Source organism: Streptomyces sp. NPDC026500 (assembly GCF_055567635.1).
The window spans coordinates 157,509-174,239 of the sequence record NZ_JBVHQB010000008.1 but is presented as its reverse complement, the minus strand read 5'-3'; the positions used below and the strand labels follow the sequence as shown (position 1 = coordinate 174,239).

13 protein-coding genes and 1 tRNA gene are annotated in these 16,731 nt (G+C 67.8%); 3 read left to right on the top strand and 11 right to left on the bottom strand.

Annotated features, from left to right (window positions below; genetic code table 11):
• Positions 1-47 precede the first annotated feature (47 nt).
• On the bottom strand, positions 48-1,853 hold the full coding sequence (locus tag ACZ4N5_RS16875; RefSeq protein ID WP_467757835.1) for a bifunctional metallophosphatase/5'-nucleotidase: 1,806 nt from the start codon (positions 1,851-1,853) through the stop codon (positions 48-50).
• Between the two features lie 138 nt (positions 1,854-1,991).
• On the opposite strand from ACZ4N5_RS16875, the gene ACZ4N5_RS16870 reads away from it, so the two are divergent.
• Both ACZ4N5_RS16870 and pyk read left to right on the top strand, forming a co-directional pair.
• Entirely contained in the window at positions 1,992-2,726 is a 735-nt protein-coding gene (locus ACZ4N5_RS16870; protein WP_467757834.1) for an SIMPL domain-containing protein, read from the top strand.
• A 239-nt stretch (positions 2,727-2,965) separates the two neighbouring features.
• On the top strand, positions 2,966-4,402 hold the full coding sequence (pyk, locus tag ACZ4N5_RS16865) for a pyruvate kinase (protein ID WP_467757833.1): 1,437 nt from the start codon (positions 2,966-2,968) through the stop codon (positions 4,400-4,402).
• 28 nt (positions 4,403-4,430) lie between these two features.
• Here pyk and ACZ4N5_RS16860 read toward each other — a convergent pair whose 3' ends face one another.
• Both ACZ4N5_RS16860 and ACZ4N5_RS16855 read right to left on the bottom strand, forming a co-directional pair.
• A complete protein-coding gene (locus tag ACZ4N5_RS16860) occupies positions 4,431-5,195 on the bottom strand; it encodes a transcriptional regulator (RefSeq protein WP_467757832.1) in 765 nt (254 codons plus the stop codon).
• Between the two features lie 106 nt (positions 5,196-5,301).
• Positions 5,302-5,376, bottom strand: a tRNA-Leu gene (locus ACZ4N5_RS16855).
• 98 nt (positions 5,377-5,474) lie between these two features.
• Here ACZ4N5_RS16855 and ACZ4N5_RS16850 point away from each other — a divergent pair.
• Positions 5,475-6,131: an ANTAR domain-containing response regulator gene (locus tag ACZ4N5_RS16850; RefSeq protein ID WP_351550767.1), complete on the top strand. Its 657-nt coding sequence runs from the start codon at positions 5,475-5,477 to the stop codon at positions 6,129-6,131.
• Between the two features lie 133 nt (positions 6,132-6,264).
• Here ACZ4N5_RS16850 and ACZ4N5_RS16845 read toward each other — a convergent pair whose 3' ends face one another.
• The 8 genes from ACZ4N5_RS16845 to ACZ4N5_RS16810 form a co-directional block, all read right to left on the bottom strand.
• On the bottom strand, positions 6,265-6,981 hold the full coding sequence (locus ACZ4N5_RS16845; RefSeq protein WP_467757831.1) for an ABC transporter ATP-binding protein: 717 nt from the start codon (positions 6,979-6,981) through the stop codon (positions 6,265-6,267).
• A complete protein-coding gene (locus tag ACZ4N5_RS16840) occupies positions 6,978-8,096 on the bottom strand; it encodes an ABC transporter ATP-binding protein (RefSeq protein WP_467757830.1) in 1,119 nt (372 codons plus the stop codon). Before ACZ4N5_RS16840 ends, ACZ4N5_RS16845 begins: the two co-directional genes overlap by 4 nt.
• Positions 8,097-8,101: 5 nt before the next feature.
• Positions 8,102-9,874 (bottom strand): branched-chain amino acid ABC transporter permease, encoded by a 1,773-nt coding sequence (locus ACZ4N5_RS16835; RefSeq protein WP_467757983.1) that lies wholly within the window; start codon positions 9,872-9,874, stop codon positions 8,102-8,104.
• 5 nt (positions 9,875-9,879) lie between these two features.
• The gene (locus ACZ4N5_RS16830) at positions 9,880-10,812 is read right to left on the bottom strand and encodes a branched-chain amino acid ABC transporter permease (RefSeq protein ID WP_467757829.1); all 933 of its coding nucleotides are present in this window, start codon (positions 10,810-10,812) and stop codon (positions 9,880-9,882) included.
• 196 nt (positions 10,813-11,008) lie between these two features.
• Complete coding sequence (locus ACZ4N5_RS16825) at positions 11,009-12,214, bottom strand: branched-chain amino acid ABC transporter substrate-binding protein (protein WP_467757982.1); 1,206 nt, start codon at positions 12,212-12,214, stop codon at positions 11,009-11,011.
• Positions 12,215-12,625: 411 nt separating this feature from the next.
• Complete coding sequence (locus ACZ4N5_RS16820) at positions 12,626-13,294, bottom strand: hypothetical protein (protein ID WP_467757828.1); 669 nt, start codon at positions 13,292-13,294, stop codon at positions 12,626-12,628.
• A 530-nt stretch (positions 13,295-13,824) separates the two neighbouring features.
• Positions 13,825-14,286, bottom strand: a complete 462-nt coding sequence (locus ACZ4N5_RS16815) for a PaaI family thioesterase (RefSeq protein WP_467757827.1) — start codon at positions 14,284-14,286, stop codon at positions 13,825-13,827.
• Between the two features lie 61 nt (positions 14,287-14,347).
• Positions 14,348-16,627, bottom strand: coding sequence for an FdhF/YdeP family oxidoreductase (locus ACZ4N5_RS16810; protein WP_467757826.1), 2,280 nt, complete (start codon positions 16,625-16,627; stop codon positions 14,348-14,350).
• Positions 16,628-16,731 lie beyond the last annotated feature (104 nt).

Below are 16,731 nucleotides of genomic sequence, written 5' to 3'. Positions count from 1 at the left end.
CGACGCGAGAAACCGCGCCGACGCCGTGAAACCGAACCCGCCCCGCCCTAGAACACAGGCGAACCGTCCCGCGTCAACTTCCAGTCCACCGAAGCGAACTCCTTCGGGTCCAGCACACCCTTCGCCGTCACCCACTCCGCGATCCGCGTCCGGATCTCCGTCGACTCCGACCACACCTCGGTCGCCGAAGCGACATGCGGAAACGCACCGCCGCCATTCGCACGGTAGTTGTTCACCGCGAACACGAACTGCTGCGCATCATCCAGCGCCGCACCGTTGTACGTCAGATTCTTGATCCGCGAACCCTCGGCCTGCGCGATGTCGATGTCGTACCGGAGCCCCGACACATAGTCGTAGTTGTAGTCCGGACGGTTGTTCGCGTTCGTCAGCTTCTCCGTGTCGACCACCGCACCCGCGGCCGTCTGCACGAAGTAGTTCGCCGAGTACTCCAGGTACGCCCGCACCTGCGCACCCGACAACACCTTCGCGACCAGCGTGTTGTCGTACACATACAGACTCGACAGATCCCGGATCGTCACATCGCCCGCCGGGATCTCCGACGTCCGCGAGAACGGCGACGCCTGCGCGATCACCGGCAGCGACGCGTACTGCGTCCCCACCAGCGCCGCCCTGACCACGTCCTCCTGCACCTTCGTGATCAGATCGATGATCGGCGCGTCCTTGTACCGCGCCTCCACCGTCGTCAGCGTCTCCGTCGCCGTGCCGACCACCTGGTTGACGTACGCCACCACCACGTCGTGCTCGTCCTTCAGCAGCCGCGTGATCCTCGGGTCGTCCGCCACCGCGTTCGTGTTGCGCACCGACGCCGCCACCGACTCGACCGTCCAACGGCCCTTCTCGAAGACCAGCTCGAAGTCGAACACCGACATCCGCTCCGCGTACGCCAGCGGCTCCGACAACACCACCGTCTTCCCCGACGCCGTGTTCGTGACCTTCAACTCCGGGATCTCCAGGTGCGCGTGACCCACCAGGATCGCGTCGATCCCCGGCACCTGCTGAGCCACCAGCGCCGCCGAATTCTCCACATACGGCACCTGGTCACCGTACGAAGAAGTCCCCGACGCACCCGAGTGCGCCGACACGACCACCACGTCCGCACCCATCGACCGCAGCTTCGGCACCCACTTCGCCGCCTGCTCCTCAAGACCCGGGAACGTCAACTTCCCCTGCACATAAGCCTTGTCCCAGATCGCGATACCCGGGTTCGTCAGACCCAGCACCGCCACCTTCACCGGCGGAGCGCCATGGACATGGAACTCCTTCATGAAATACGGAGGGAACGCCGGCTTCAGCGTCTTCGCGTCCAGCGCGTTCGCCCCCAACAGCGGGAAGCGACACTGCGACTCGAACTTCCGCAACGTCTCGATGCCGTAGTTGAACTCGTGGTTCCCCAGCGCCACCGCGTCATAGCCGATCGCGTTCATCGCCTGCGCCATCGGGTGCACCGGACCACCCTTGGCGGTGATCGGATCCACCTTCGCGTAGTAGTACGTCAACGGAGTGCCCTGGATCGTGTCACCGGCGTCGATGAGCAGCGTGTTGCAACGGCCCCTCTCCGCACGGATGTCGGTCACCAGCGTCGAGATCCGCGCCAGACCCTGCGCATTGCCCGCCTTGTCCGAGTACTCCGCGTCCTTGAAGTAGTCCCAGTTGAACACGTGACCGTGCAGATCAGTCGTCCCCATCACCGTCAGCGCATACCGCTTCACCGGCCCGGGACCCCCCTTCGCCTCTGCGGCCTGCGCCACCGGAGCCGCGCCCGCACCCGCGAGCGCCACCCCCGCACCCGTCACGGCGGACTTCTTCAGGAACTTCCGGCGGTTCAACGGCATGTCTCGAACTCCTCGGGAAAAGGTCAACGACGCGCGTAGATTCTGACCCAACACCCGCCTCCGCAAAAGCCCCTGGAGGTTTCCATCTGATGACCCGACGGCATCACACACCACCCGCCCAGTGACACAGTGGGACGTATGACCCCCAACGCCGCCCCCACCAACCAGCAGAACTCACCCGCCGTCCCCTACGGCACCCCCGACACACCCCGCATCGCCGTCCGAGGCGAAGCCCACCTCGAAGTCGACCCCGAAATCGCCCGCATCGGCATCTCCGTCACCGCCCGCGGCAAAGACCGCCGCGAAGCCCTCGCCGACCTCACCCGCCGCAACACCCTCGTCCTCGACCTCGTCAAAACCTACGGCGACGCCGTCGAACACCTCGAAACCGGCGCCTTCACCATCAGCCCCGAACTCGGCCGACACGGCCGCGGAGAACGCGTCCGCACCCACCACGGCCTCGTCCACATCACCGCCGAACTCAACGACTTCACCGCACTCGGCGAACTCACCACCGCCCTCGCCGACCTCGACCTCACCCGCGTCGACGGCCCCTGGTGGGCCCTGCGCCCCACCTCACCCGCCCACCGCACCGCACGCCGGCAAGCCGTCCGCGAAGCCGTCCAACGCGCCCGCGAATACGCCGAAGCCCTCGACACCACCCTCACCGCCCTCGTCGAACTCGCCGACATCGGCGCCGAAGACACCCACCGCAACGCCTACACCCCCCAAGCCACCCGCTCCCTGCGCGCAGCCACCCCCGGAGCAGGATCCTTCGAGGACGAACCCGCCCCCCTCGACCTCGAACCCCAACGCCAACACGTCCACGCCCAGGTCAACGCCCGCTTCACCATGGCACCGCCACGGCTCTAGCCGCTCATGAAAACATCACGGAAAGTCACCCACCGACTCTGCCGCGTACCCATCGCACAGCCGGACGGATACTGGACGGATGCCGGCAGATAAATACACCGGATGCACCGGGAACCATTCTGCTCATCGGAGCACCCCGGCGCACAATTCAACAGTTGTCAATAACCCTTCACGCAAAGGTTGTTGAGTAGTCATGCGCGACGAATTCTCTACCGACCGGTAAGGCCTAGGCTCGAATCATGCGCCGAGCAAAAATCGTCTGTACCTTGGGCCCCGCCACCGACTCGTACGACCAGATCAAAGCCCTGGTCGAAGCCGGAATGGACGTAGCCCGCTTCAACCTCAGCCACGGCACCCACGCCGACCACGAGGAGCGCTACCGACACGTGCGAAAGGCCTCCGACGAGACCGGCCGCAGCGTCGGAATCCTCGGCGACCTTCAAGGCCCGAAGATCCGACTCGGCCGCTTCACCGAAGGCCCCGTACTCCTTGAACGCGGAGACACCTTCACCATCACCGTCGAAGAAGGCGCCGAAGGAGACCGCGAACACTGCGGAACCACCTACGACGGACTGGCAGCCGACGTCACTCCCGGTGAACGCATCCTCGTCGACGACGGAAAAGTCTGCCTCGAAGTCACCTCCGTCGACGGCCCCCGCGTCCACACCGCCGTCATCGAAGGCGGCATGGTCTCCGACCACAAAGGCCTCAACCTCCCCGGCGTCGCCGTCTCCGTCCCCGCCCTCTCCGACAAGGACGAAGACGACCTCCGCTGGGCCCTGCGAACCGGGTTCGACGTCATCGCCCTCTCCTTCGTCAGGAGCGGCAAGGACATCCAGGACGTCCACCGCATCATGGACGAAGAAGGCCGCCGCCTCCCCGTCATCGCCAAAGTCGAAAAACCCCAGGCCGTCGACAACATCGACGACATCGTCGCCGCCTTCGACGGCATCATGGTCGCCCGCGGCGACCTCGGCGTCGAAATGCCTCTGGAGCAGGTCCCGATCGTCCAGAAGCGCGCCATCAAACTCGCCAAACGCAACGCCAAGCCGGTCATCGTCGCCACCCAGATGCTCGACTCGATGATCGAGAACTCCCGCCCCACCCGCGCCGAAGCCTCCGACGTCGCCAACGCCGTCATCGACGGCACCGACGCCGTCATGCTCTCCGGCGAGACCAGCGTCGGCAAATACCCCGTGGAGACCGTCCGGACGATGTCCCGCATCGTCGAAGCGGCGGAAGAGGACATCCTCGCCAAGGGCCTCCCGCCCCTCACCGAACGCAACAAACCCCGCACCCAGGGCGGCGCCGTCGCCCGCGCCGCAGCCGAAATGGGCGACTTCCTCGGCGCGAAGTTCCTCGTCGCCTTCACCCAGTCCGGCGACACCGTCCGCCGGCTCTCCCGCTACCGCTCCCCGATCCCCCTCCTCGCCTTCACCCCCACCCCCGCCACCCGCTCCCAACTCAACCTCACCTGGGGCGTCGAGACCTTCCTCGGCCCTCACGTCGACTCCACCGACGCCATGGTCGACCAGGTCGACGAACTCCTCCTCAAATACGGCCGCTGCGCCAAGGGCGACATCGTCGTGATCACCGCGGGCTCCCCGCCCGGAGTCACCGGCTCCACCAACCTGGTCCGCGTCCACCACATCGGCGAGGACGACAGCCCCAAGTAACCGGAAGAGGGGCCTTCTCCGTCGCCGGTCAGTATTTGGGGCCGACGTGGGTGTCCATGAGGGCTACTGAGGCTTTGCGGGCGATGGAGATGTTGCGGCAGTTCGGCTGCTTCCAGTCGACGCCGACCGCGTCGAGGGTGTCGGTGAAGAGGCGCATGATGTCGGACGACTTGTTGGTGAAGAAGTACCTGGGGTACTCGTAGCGCTTCGATTCCCCGGCAACGAGGCGCGTCGTCCAGTTGGTGATACGGCAGCCGTCCGAGTGGATGAGCCCTCGGATGAATTCCCAGGGGTGGGCATCGACGATTCGCCGCTGCCAGGGTTCGAGAGCGATCTTGCGGTCGTGCTTCTTGCCGGGGCCATGTTGGGGAAACAGGCAGGGCCAGTGCTTGCTGCAGCAGGTGACGTACTGGCAGCCCGCGCTTGGGACGCGGAACACCTTGTTGTCGGGGCGAATCAGCTGCATCGCTGCCGCGCAGGTATCGATCAGACCCGGCCAGGCGTCGGCGCACGCGATGCGAAGAAAGTGGACGCCCCTTCTCAGGAGGCTGACGCAGCCGTCGCCGAGATAGAGACCCAGCAAATAGGCGTACGCGGCGGGCTCGTCAGGCTCCCCTGGGATAGCGCGGCACCTTGGACAGGGCTTCGAGCGGTTGCCGTCGAGGGGCTCGATGCGTATCTGCCATGAACGGATCGCGGCTCGGGAGATCCCGGTTTCTTTGCTCACTGAGTTCAGGCTGCGCCCCTGGTTCACCAGGGCAAGAGTCCGCTTACGTGTACCCGTGTCGTACATATGGCCACTGTGTGCACGGGGAACTTGCGACACGCAGCAAAAAGCGGATGTTCACTAGAATGGGAACATCCGCTTCTGGGTGGAGACCTTGGAATCCAAGGAAAAGTGCCCCGGGTCGGACTCGAACCGACACTGTATGGGTTTTGAATCCATTGCCTGCTGCCAATTGGGCTACCGGGGCCCGCTGAATCGAAGGTTAACCCCGACCCGCTGCCCGACCACCATACCGCAGCTAGGTAGGCTCTTGGGAGCAGTACCCGGCCTGAACGAGGAGCCCCCGTGACCGCCCCCGAGTCGCCCCAGCCCGTAGACGCGCCCGACGACGACAAGTCGCACGTGCCTCCGCTGACGACCCGTGTCGTCATCGCCGAGGACGAGGCGCTGATCCGTCTCGACCTCAAAGAGATGCTCGAGGAAGAGGGCTACACCGTCGTAGGTGAGGCGGGTGACGGCGAGCAGGCCATCGAGCTGGCCCGGGAGCACAAGCCGGACCTCGTGATCCTCGACGTGAAGATGCCGAAGCTGGACGGCATCTCCGCGGCCGAGAAGATCGCCGAGGAGTCCATCGCCCCGGTCCTGATGCTCACCGCGTTCTCGCAGCGCGACCTCGTCGAGCGTGCCCGTGACGCGGGCGCGATGGCGTACCTGGTGAAGCCGTTCAGCAAGAGCGACGTGGTGCCGGCGATCGAGATGGCCGTGTCCCGGTTCGCGGAGCTGAAGGCGCTGGAGCAGGAGATCGCGGACCTCACGCTGCGTCTGGAGACGCGGAAGCTGGTGGACCGCGCGAAGTCGGTTCTGCAGACGGAGTACGGCCTGACGGAGCCGGCGGCGTTCCGGTGGATCCAGAAGACGTCGATGGACCGTCGTATGTCGATGCAGCAGGTCGCCGAGGCGGTCATCGAGGACGCCGAGGAGAAGAAGGCGTCGAAGGGCTAGTTCCGCGCCCTGTCGGAGAGAGTGTTGAGGAGCTCGCATCCGCGTCGTGTTCGCGGATGAGAGCGGACGGAAGAGGCCCGCACCCCTGACGGAGGTGCGGGCCTCTTCGTGCGACCGGAGGTGTCGCGGGGGATCAGTCCTCGCCGAGGTACGCCTTGCGGACGGACTCGTCGTGGAGCAGGTCCTGGCCGGTGCCGGAGAGGACGATGTTGCCGACCTCCATGACGTGGGCCTGGTCGGCGAGGGAGAGCGCCGCCTGGGCGTTCTGCTCGACGAGGAGGATCGTCGTACCGGCCGCCTTGAGTTCGGCGATGGTCGCGAGGATCTTCTGCATCATGATCGGCGAGAGGCCCATGGAGGGCTCGTCGAGCATGAGCAGTTTGGGCTGGGACATCAGGGCGCGTCCCATGGCGAGCATCTGCTGTTCGCCGCCCGAGAGGGTGCCTGCGGCCTGCTTGCGGCGCTCTCCCAGGATGGGGAAGAGGTCGTAGGCGCGCTGGATGTCCTTCTCGATGCCCGCCTTGTCGCTGCGGAGGAACGCTCCGAGCTGGAGGTTCTCCGCGATGCTGAGGCGGGGGAAGATGTGGCGTCCCTCGGGGGAGTGAGCGAGTCCGAGGGCGACGATCTTGTGGGCGGGTACGTTGGCGAGGGGCTGGCCGTCGAAGAGGATGCGGCCTCCGCTGGGCTTGAGGAGCCCGGAGAGGGTGCGCAGGGTCGTCGTCTTGCCGGCGCCGTTGGTGCCGATGAGGGTGACGATCTGGCCGGCTTCGACGGTGAAGGAGATGCCCTTGACGGCTTCGATCTTGCCGTAGGCGACCTTGAGGTCTTCGACCTCGAGCAGTGCGGTCACTGGGCGGTTCCTTCCTTGCTGGTGCTGCTCTGCGCGTCGGAGTCGTCGGACGCTTCGGGGGCGTCGGACGTTCCTTCGGCCTCGGCGGCTTCCTCGGCTTCGTCGGCCACGGGGGCTTCGGTGGCCTCTGAGGCATCCTCAGGCTCGGCGGCCGCTTCGGCCTCCGCGGTCTCTCCGGCTTCGGCTTCCGCTTCCTCGGTCGCGGTGGCTTCCGCCGCGTCCTCGGCGTCGGTCGCTGCCGGGGCCTCGACGGCTTCGTCGGCCTCGGTGGCTGTCGCCGCTCCGGCCGCTTCCGCGGCTTCGACCTCGGCGAGTTCTTCCTGGCCGGGGGCGCCCTCGAAGGGCGTGCCGAGGTAGGCGGCGATGACGCGCTCGTCGCCCTGGACGACCTCGGACGTTCCCTCGACGAGCTTTTCGCCCTGGACGAGGCAGGCCACGCGGTCGGACAGGTTGAAGATGAAGCGCATGTCGTGCTCGATGACGAGGACGGCGATGCCGCGGTCGCGGATGGCGAAGACGAGGTCTTCGGTCGCGCGGGTCTCCTGGGGGTTCATGCCCGCGGTGGGCTCGTCCAGGAGGAGCAGGCCGGGCTCGCTGGCCATGGCGCGGGCGATCTCGAGCTTGCGCTGCTCGCCGTAGGGGAGGTTGCGGGAGAGGTGGTCGGCCTTGTGGTCGAGGCCGATGAACTCCAGCAGTTCCATGGCGCGTTCGCGGGAGGTGGCTTCGGCCTTGCGGAAGCCGGGGCCGCGGAGGAGGGCGGACCAGAGGCCTTCCTTGGTGCGGGTGTGGCGTCCGACGAGCACGTTTTCCAGGACGGTCATGTTGGCGAAGAGCCGGATGTTCTGGAAGGTGCGGGCGATGCCGGCGCTGGTGACGAGGTGCGGCTTCGGGGGCAGCACCGTTCCCTTGTAGGCGACCTTGCCCTCGGTGGGGACGTACAGACCGGTGAGGCAGTTGAAGAAGGTGGTCTTGCCCGCGCCGTTGGGGCCGATGAGGCCGACGATCTCGCCGCTGTTGACGGTGAGGTCGACGTTGCGTACGGCGGTGAGGCCGCCGAAGCGCATGGTGACGCCGGTGGCTTCGAGGACGGGGCTGGGGGCTGTGGTGGTGGTCATGTTGGTTACGCCCCTGCCTTGGTGACGCCGACGGTGGAGTCGGGCAGGCCTTGTTCGGGGATGTGGACGGTTTCGTCGCTCTCGTGGAATTCGAGCTGGCGGCGACGGTTGGCGATGATGCCTTCGGGGCGGAAGCGCATGAGGACGACGAGCGCGATGCCGAAGGCGAGGAGCTGGTACTCCTTGAGGAAGCTGAGCTTCTCGGGGAGGAGGTAGAGCAGGGTGGCGCCGAGGATGGGTCCGTTGACGGTGCCCATGCCGCCGAGAACGACCGCCGCGAGGAGGAAGGCGGAGTTCGGGGGGACGGAGCCGGCGAACTGGTACGGGGCCGGGTTGACGCTGTAGCCGACGTGGGCGCTGACCGTGCCGGCGAGGCCGGCGAGGGAGGCGCCGAGGGCGAAGGCGATGAGCTTGACGCGGAAGCCGTTGATGCCCATGGCGGTGGCGGCGGTCTCGTCCTCGCGGATGGCGATCCAGGAGCGGCCGATCCGGGAGTCGGCGGCGCGGTTGAACACGACGACGACGAGTCCGGTGATGAGCAGCATCAGCAGGAAGTAGTTCGCGAAGCGGCCGAGGGCGAAGCCGAGGATGTTGTGCTCGGCGCCGAAGTTGAACCCGAGGATGTTGAGGTCCGGGATCATGGAGATGCCGTTGGGGCCGTTGGTGAGGTTGGGGCCGGAGGTGCCGTCCATGTTGTTGACGGCGATGCGGAAGATCTCTCCGAAGCCCAGGGTCACGATGGCGAGGTAGTCGCCGCGCAGTCGCAGGGTGGGGGCGCCGATGAGGACGCCGAAGACGAGCGATGCGGCCATGCCGGTGAGCATGGCGGCCCAGAAGGGGAACTGGACGCCGGAGAAGCGGGAGAACTCGGAGCCGGAGACGAGGGCCGCGGCGTAGGCGCCGACGCCGAGGAAGGCGACGTATCCGAGGTCGAGGAGTCCGGTGAGGCCGACGACGATGTTGAGGCCGAGGGCGACGGTGCCGACGACGAGGATGTTCACACCGAGGTTGGAGTTGTGCTCGTTGTTCGCGACGAAGGGGAAGATCGCCGCGGCCAGGAAGGCCATGGTGGTGGCGAATCCCTTGTGGCGGGCGTTCAGCTGGGCGAAGCGGTCGAAGAGTCCGGCGCTGTGCAGGGCCCAGGTGCCGAAGACGACGAGGAGCAGGTAGCCCAGGAACGTTTCGCTTGCGTCGGGGTCGACGCCGATGCCGTAGTTGAAGACGATCAGTGCGACGGCGGTGGCGGCGGTGATGACGAGGCGTTCGCCCCAGCCGGGCAGTTTGGCGGCCGGCGGGATGAGTTCGGGCTTGGTGACGTAGTCCTTGAAGGTGTCACCGGGCTTGGGGAGTGCCAGGGTGCCGAGGAGGGCGATCAGGGAGCCGACGGCGGCGATGTAGGCGCCGGGGTCGAGTGCGACGAGGCCCTTGAGGTCGACGGCGATGGCGATCGCGCTGAACCAGCTGACGGCGAACGCGGAGGCGGCGGCGAGGACGACGGGCTGGGTGGCGCCCGCCGGGTTGAGCCAGCCGAGGCCGCGGACGTTCCAGAGGGTCAGGGCGAAGAGGAGGGTGAGGACGCCGGCGACGATGTCGAGGACCTGGAGTCCGGCCGGGGAGCCGTAGTAGGTGAGGTCCCCGGGGAAGTCGGACGTGTAGGTCCAGGACATGAAGGTGCTGGCGATGGTGGCGACGGCGCCGATGGCGATGAGGACGCGGGCGGCGCTCTCGGGGAGTGCGATCAGGCCGCGCTCGGGGGTGGTGGTCTCGGTGGTTGCCATGGTGCTCACGCCCTGTCCGCGACGCGTTCGCCGACTAGGCCTTGTGGCCTGAACAGCAGTACGAGGATGAGGAGTACGAAGGCCCAGACGGAGGACCAGCCGCCGCCGCCGAGCTGCTGCATGCCCGGGATGCCGTCGATGTAGCTGGTGGCCATGGTCTCGGCGAGGCCGAGGACGAGGCCGCCGACCATGGCGCCGTAGATGTTGCCGATGCCGCCGAGGACGGCGGCGGTGAAGGCTTTGAGGCCCATCTGGAAGCCCATGTCGTACTTCACCGTGCCGTAGCGCAGGCCGTAGGCGACGGCTGCGACGGCGGCGAAGAAGCCGCCGATGGCGAAGGCGATGACGATGATGCGGTTGGTGTCGATGCCCATGAGCTGCGCGGTGTCAGGGTCCTGCGCGGTGGCCTGCATGGCGCGGCCGGTGCGGGAGAGGCTTACGAACAGCGCGAGGGCGGCCATGCACAGCGGGGCGGCGACGATGACGAAGACGGAGCCGCTCTGGATGCTGACGGAGCCGATGTGCCAGGGGCCGAAGGGAAGTTGGGGGAACTTCAGGTCGGTCTTGGCGTTCGGGTACGTGTTGAAGACGATCTGCTGGAGGGCCAGGGACAGACCGATGGCGGTGATGAGGGGGGCGAGGCGTGGTGCTCCGCGCAGTGGTCGGTAGGCGAAGCGTTCGGCCCCGACGGCGATGAGGACGGAGACGATTCCGCCGCCTATCAGCATCGCTGGGAGGGCTATCCACATGGATGTGCCATTTGGCAGAACGTAGAGGTAGACCGAGAGTGCGCCGAAGCCGCCGGTCATGAAGATCTCGCCGTGGGCGAAGTTGATGAGCTGGACGATGCCGTACACCATCGTGTAGCCGATGGCGATCAGCCCGTACATCGAGCCGAGGAACAGCCCGTTGGCCAGCTGCTGCGGCAGGGTGTTCACCGCATGGCCTCCATGTGGTGGGGAGAGTTGAGCAGGGCGTATGAAGCGGGCCGCGCGGTGACGTGTGGTCGTGGCCGCGCGGCCCTGAGGTTGTGCTGAGGGCCTGTCCGGTGGATCGGACCGGGCTCACGGTGCCGTTTCGGGCACCGTGGCCTGGAGTCGGACCGATCCGCCGGAGTGGCCCGGGTGGTGCGGATCAGCCGTTGAACGTACCGCTCTTGACGGCCTTCCACTTACCGTCGACGACCTGGTAGACGGTGAGCTGCTTGTTGGTGGTGTCACCGAACTCGTCGAAGGAGACGGGGCCGGCGATGCCGTCGAACTTGGTCTTCTGGACCTCGGAGACGATCTTGGCGCGGGCGCCGTCCGGGATCTTGCCGTCCTTCACGACAGCGCCGATGGCCTTGATGATGGCCGTGGCGGCGTCGTAGGAGTAGCCACCGTACGTGCCGTAGTCGCCCTTGAGGCCGGAGGCCTTGTACTTCTTGATGAAGTCGGCGGCGGACGCCAGGGAGTCGACGGGCTGGCCGACCGAGGTGACGAGGTCGCCCTCGGAGGTCTTGCCGGCGGTCTCGATGTAGGTCGGGGTGAACATGCCGTCACCGCCGAACAGCGGGATCTTGACTCCGCCGTCCTTGAGCTGCTTGGTGAGCTTCTCGGACTCGTCGTACTGGCCGCCGTAGTAGACGATGTCGGCCTTGGCGTTCTTGATCTTGGTGACGAGGGCCGAGAAGTCCGTGTCGCCGGTGTTGACGTGGTCCTCGCCCGCGACCTTGCCGCCGGACTTGGTGAAGCCGGCCTTGAAGAGCTTGGCCAGGCCGGCGCCGTAGGTCTGCTTGTCGTCGACCACGAACACCTTGCGCTTCTTCAGGGTGTTGTACGCGTAGTCGGCCGCGAAGCCGCCCTGGAGGGCGTCGGTGGTGGCGGTGCGGAAGTACGTCTTGAACGGGCGGGACTTGGCGGTCTGCCAGTTCTTGCCCTGGGTGAGCTCGGGGGCGGTGTTGGACGGGGAGATCTCGACCAGGTTGGCGGTGTCGAAGACCTGCTGCATCTGGGTGGCGACGCCGGAGTTCAGCGGGCCGACCACGCCGAGAACCTTGTCGTTCTGGACGAGCTGGGTGGCGTTCTGCTGACCGGAGGCCGGGATGGCCTTGTCGTCGAGCGCCTGGACCTTGAACGTCACGCCGGGCACGGTGTTGTTCTTGTTGGCGTCGTCGACGGCGATCTGGACGCCGCCCTGGATGCCGAGGCCCGTGGCGGAGTTCTGACCGGTCAGCGGCGCGTCCACGCCGATGATGATCTCGGTCTTCTTGTCGCCCTTGCTGTCGCCGCTGTTGTCGCGCGAGCCGCAGGCGGTCAGCGTGAGTGCTCCCGTAGTGAGCACGGCGGTGAGTATGACCATAGAACGCTGTCGCACGTTGAATCCTCTCCCTGGCGCGGCACCCCAGGGTGGGGGCCGTGTGTCTCGCCGGGCCGTACTGGTTGAAGCAGGGCCGTGCAGTGACGCGCCCGGCGGCGCGGTGACTGGCCGTGACTATAAGCGCAGGTAGGGGGAGTGTGGAGGAGCGTGGGGAAGGCTGTGACGCTCTTGTTATGCGGGGGGTGCCTCGCGGGCGTGGGGCGGACGTTCGGAGCATTTCGGTGTGCTGGTGGGAGGCGGTTGTGTGTTCGCATGGTGAGAACGCCCTGATCCGGGTTCGTGGCGGAGAGCGGAAGCCGGTCGTGCGGTGGCGGGTCGGGGTGCCGCGGGGGGCGTGGTGCGGTGTGCCTCGCGGCTCGGGGATTGCTTCGTTACAGCAGAGGTAACCGACTGTTACTGCCGTGTGAGGCGGTCGTGGGTGTTCTGGCCGGGTGAAGTGGGTGTGGGGTAGGGCCTGTTGGGGAAGCAGACGGCGCGCAGGCCGGTCCACAGGTCGTGCGGGTAGGTGCCGCCGAAGAGAAAGCTTTGCTGTTGCTGTGCTGTCTCGTTGCTGATGAGCAGGTCGAGGTGGGGCAGAACGATGGCGGGCGGCAGGGAGGCGCAGTCGTATACGGAGATGCGCACGGTGATCAGGCGGGGATTTCCGGCCTTCACTGTCAGTGGCAGCCGGGGTGCGGTGGTGGCACTCAAGTCGGGCAGTCCGGCGCCTACTTGGCGGACGGTGACGGGGGCGCCGCGGGTGACTTCGACCTCGAAGCGGAACGAAGTGGGTGTGGTGCCACGGCCCTTGTAGTGGAGGGTGGTGACACTGGCGGGCCATGGGTACGGGTACGGGTTCGGGTCGGCTCGGGTGTGCGGCGCGGGGTGCAGGGCGAAGAGGGTGCCGGTTGCGGTCGCGATGACGACTACGGCCTGGATGAGCCGCCGGCGCGGGAGCGGGAGCGCGGCCCAGCGGGTGCCGAACTGCGGAGGGCCGGATCTCAGGAGTTCGGTGGGTGCGTCCTGGTGGGGGCCGTCGGCTTCGTCGGGGTGGTAGGGCTCGACGGGCCCGATGCCGGTCATGTCTCATGCTGGGCCGGAGGGCGCGGCTCCGCCAAGGGGTGGTGCGGGGCGGTGAGTTGGGTGCCCGGCCAGGTGTCCCGGGGGCGGCCTTCACGTGGTGGGCGTGGCGGGCTGTCCCGGGGCCGGATCTTCCGGGGTCGGTCTCCGGGCGTGGGCCCTCCCGGGGTGGGTGTCCCGGGTCCGTAGTCCCGGGTTCGTAGTCCCGGGGACGGCCCCCTGGGGTGGGCGTTCCTGGGGTCGGCCCTCCCGGCGTGGGGCAACCCGAGGTCGAACCTTCCGGGGCCGAGCTGCCCGGGGTGGGCCCTCCCGAGGTCGGCTCTCGGTCCTCCCGAAGTGGGACGTCCCGCGGCCGCCCCCCCCGGGCCGGATCCTCCGGGGCGGGACATCCGTAGGGCTCGCCCGGGTGACGGATGCTCCCGGGCGGGCCCTACGGCGTTCTCGTCGACCGGGGAGGGCTCCCGGGGGCCCTGGGGAGCCTCCTGAGGGCTCCGGAAGGCCCCGGAGGGAGCGCGCGGTCCCGGCGGGCGGCGTCAGCTCTGGGGTGCGTCCTTGAGGATGCAGGTGAGCCGGGCGCTGCAGACGCGCTTGCCGTCCTCGTCGGTGATGACGATCTCGTACGTCGCCGAGGTGCGTCCGCGGTGGACGGGTGTGGCCACACCGGTGACGAGGCCGGAGCGGACGCCGCGGTGGTGGGTGCAGTTCAGGTCGACGCCGACGGCGATCTTGGTGATGCCTCCGTGGAGCATGGCGCCGACCGAGCCGATGGTCTCGGCGAGGACGGCGGAGGCTCCTCCGTGCAGCAGGCCGTAGGGCTGGGTGTTGCCCTCCACCGGCATGGTGCCCACCACGCGGTCCGAGGAGGCCTCGACGATCTGGACACCCATACGGTTGCCGAGGTGGCCCGCGGAGAAGAGCGCGGGCAGGTCGACGCCCAGTGCGGCGTACTCGTCGATGACCCCTTGCGGGAACTTCGGGATGTGCTGTTCGCCCATGGGGCCCGGCTCCGTTCGTCGTGGACCACTTCGTCGTGGTTTCGCCTCGCTGAGCGAACGCTCAGTCGGCAGTCGATTGTTCCAGACGGACTACCACGGACTTGCTGGCAGGGGTGTTGCTGGTGTCGGCGGTGGCGTCGAGGGGGACCAGGACGTTGGTCTCCGGGTAGTAGGCGGCCGCGCAGCCCCGGGCGGTGGGGTAGTGCACGACGCGGAAGCCGGGGGCGCGCCGTTCCACGCCGTCCTTCCATTCGCCGACCAGGTCGACGTACGAGCCGTCCGCGACGTTCAGTGCGCGGGCGTCCTCGGGGTTGACGAGGACGACCCGGCGGCCGTTCCTGATGCCCCGGTATCGGTCGTCGAGTCCGTAGATGGTGGTGTTGTACTGGTCGTGCGAGCGCAGGGTCTGCAGCAGCAGGCGGCCCGCGGGAAGCTCGGGGTACTCGACGGGTGCGGCGGTGAAGTTGGCCTTGCCGGTGGCCGTGGGGAAGCGGCGCTCGTCGCGGGGGGCGTGCGGGAGGGTGAAACCGGCCGGGTCGGCCACGCGCGCGTTGAAGTCCTGGAAGCCGGGGATCACGCGGGCGATGCGGTCGCGGATGCTCGCGTAGTCCTTCTCGAACTCCTCCCAGGGTGTGGTGCTGCGCTCGCCGAGGGCCCTGCGGGCGAGGCGGGCCACGATGGCGGGCTCGGACAGCAGGTGGGGGCTCGCGGGATCCAGGCGGCCCCGTGAGGCGTGCACCATGCCCATGGAGTCCTCGACGGTCACGAACTGTTCGCCGCTGCCCTGGAGGTCGCGCTCGGTGCGTCCCAGGGTGGGCAGGATGAGGGCACGCGCGCCCGTGACGGCGTGCGAGCGGTTCAGCTTGGTGGAGACGTGCACGGTGAGCCGGGCGCGCCGCATGGCCGCCTCGGTGACCTCGGTGTCGGGGGAGGCGGAGACGAAGTTGCCGCCCATGGCGAAGAAGACCTTCGCGTCGCCGTCGCGCAGTGCGCGGATGGCCCGTACGACGTCGTAGCCGTGTTCGCGGGGCGGCTTGAAGCCGAACTCCTTCTCCAGGGCGTCGAGGAAGGCGGGGGCGGGGCGCTCGAAGATGCCCATGGTGCGGTCGCCCTGGACGTTCGAGTGGCCGCGGACCGGGCAGACGCCCGCACCGGTGCGGCCGATGTTGCCGCGCAGCAGCAGGAAGTTGACGACTTCGCGGATCGTGGGGACGGAGTGCTTGTGCTGGGTGAGGCCCATCGCCCAGCACACGATGGTGCGCTGGGAGGCGAGGATCATGTTCAGGGCCTCGTCGATCTTGTCGCGGGTGAGGCCGGTCGCGGTGAGGGTCTCGTCCCAGTCGGCGGAGCTCGCGGCCCGGGCGAACTCCTCGAATCCGTGGGTGTGTTCGGCGATGAAGGCTTCGTCGACGGCGCCTTCGGTGGCGAGGATCAGCTTGTTCAGGAGGCGGAAGAGTGCCTGGTCGCCGCCGAGGCGGATCTGCAGGAAGAGGTCGGTGAGCGCGGCGCCCTTGACCATGCCCTGGGGGGTCTGCGGGTTCTTGAAGCGTTCCATGCCCGCTTCGGGCAGCGGGTTGACGGTGATGATCTTCGCACCGTTGGCCTTGGCCTTCTCCAGGGCGGAGAGCATGCGGGGGTGGTTCGTGCCGGGGTTCTGCCCGGCGACGATGATCAGGTCCGCCTGGTAGAGGTCGTCGAGCAGGACGCTGCCCTTGCCGATGCCGATGGTCTCGGAGAGGGCGGAGCCCGACGACTCGTGGCACATGTTCGAGCAGTCCGGCAGGTTGTTCGTGCCGAGCTCGCGGGCGAAGAGCTGGTAGAGGAACGCGGCCTCGTTGCTGGTGCGGCCCGAGGTGTAGAAGAGGGCCTCGTCGGGGGAGCCGAGCGCGGCGAGCTCCTCGGCGACGATGTCGAAGGCGCGCTCCCAGGCGATGGGCTCGTAGTGGTCGGCGCCCTCGGGGAGGTACATGGGGTGGGTGAGGCGGCCCTGCTGGCCGAGCCAGTAGCCGCTGCGGCCGGCGAGGTCGGAGACGGAGTGCGCGGCGAAGAAGTCCGGGGTCACCCGTCGCAGGGTGGCCTCCTCGGCGACCGCCTTGGCGCCGTTCTCGCAGAACTCCGCGGCGTGCCGGTGCTCCGGTTCGGGCCAGGCGCAGCCCGGGCAGTCGAAGCCGTCCTTCTGGTTGACACGCAGGAGGGTGAGCGCGGTGCGGCGCACGCCCATCTGACGCTGGGCGATGCGCAGGGTGTGTCCGATGGCCGGGAGCCCGGCCGCCGCGCGCTTGGGTTCGGCTACCTGCGGCGCGTCCTGGACCGGATCGCTTTTCGGCGGCTTGCTGGCCATCGCTGAACCCCTTCGCGTGCGCACGTCGGTGTGCGTGTGTTTGGACCGCTTGGATCCTCGCACGCGTGGCCGACCGCGACGGTCGCGGGTTGTGGGAATCCGGG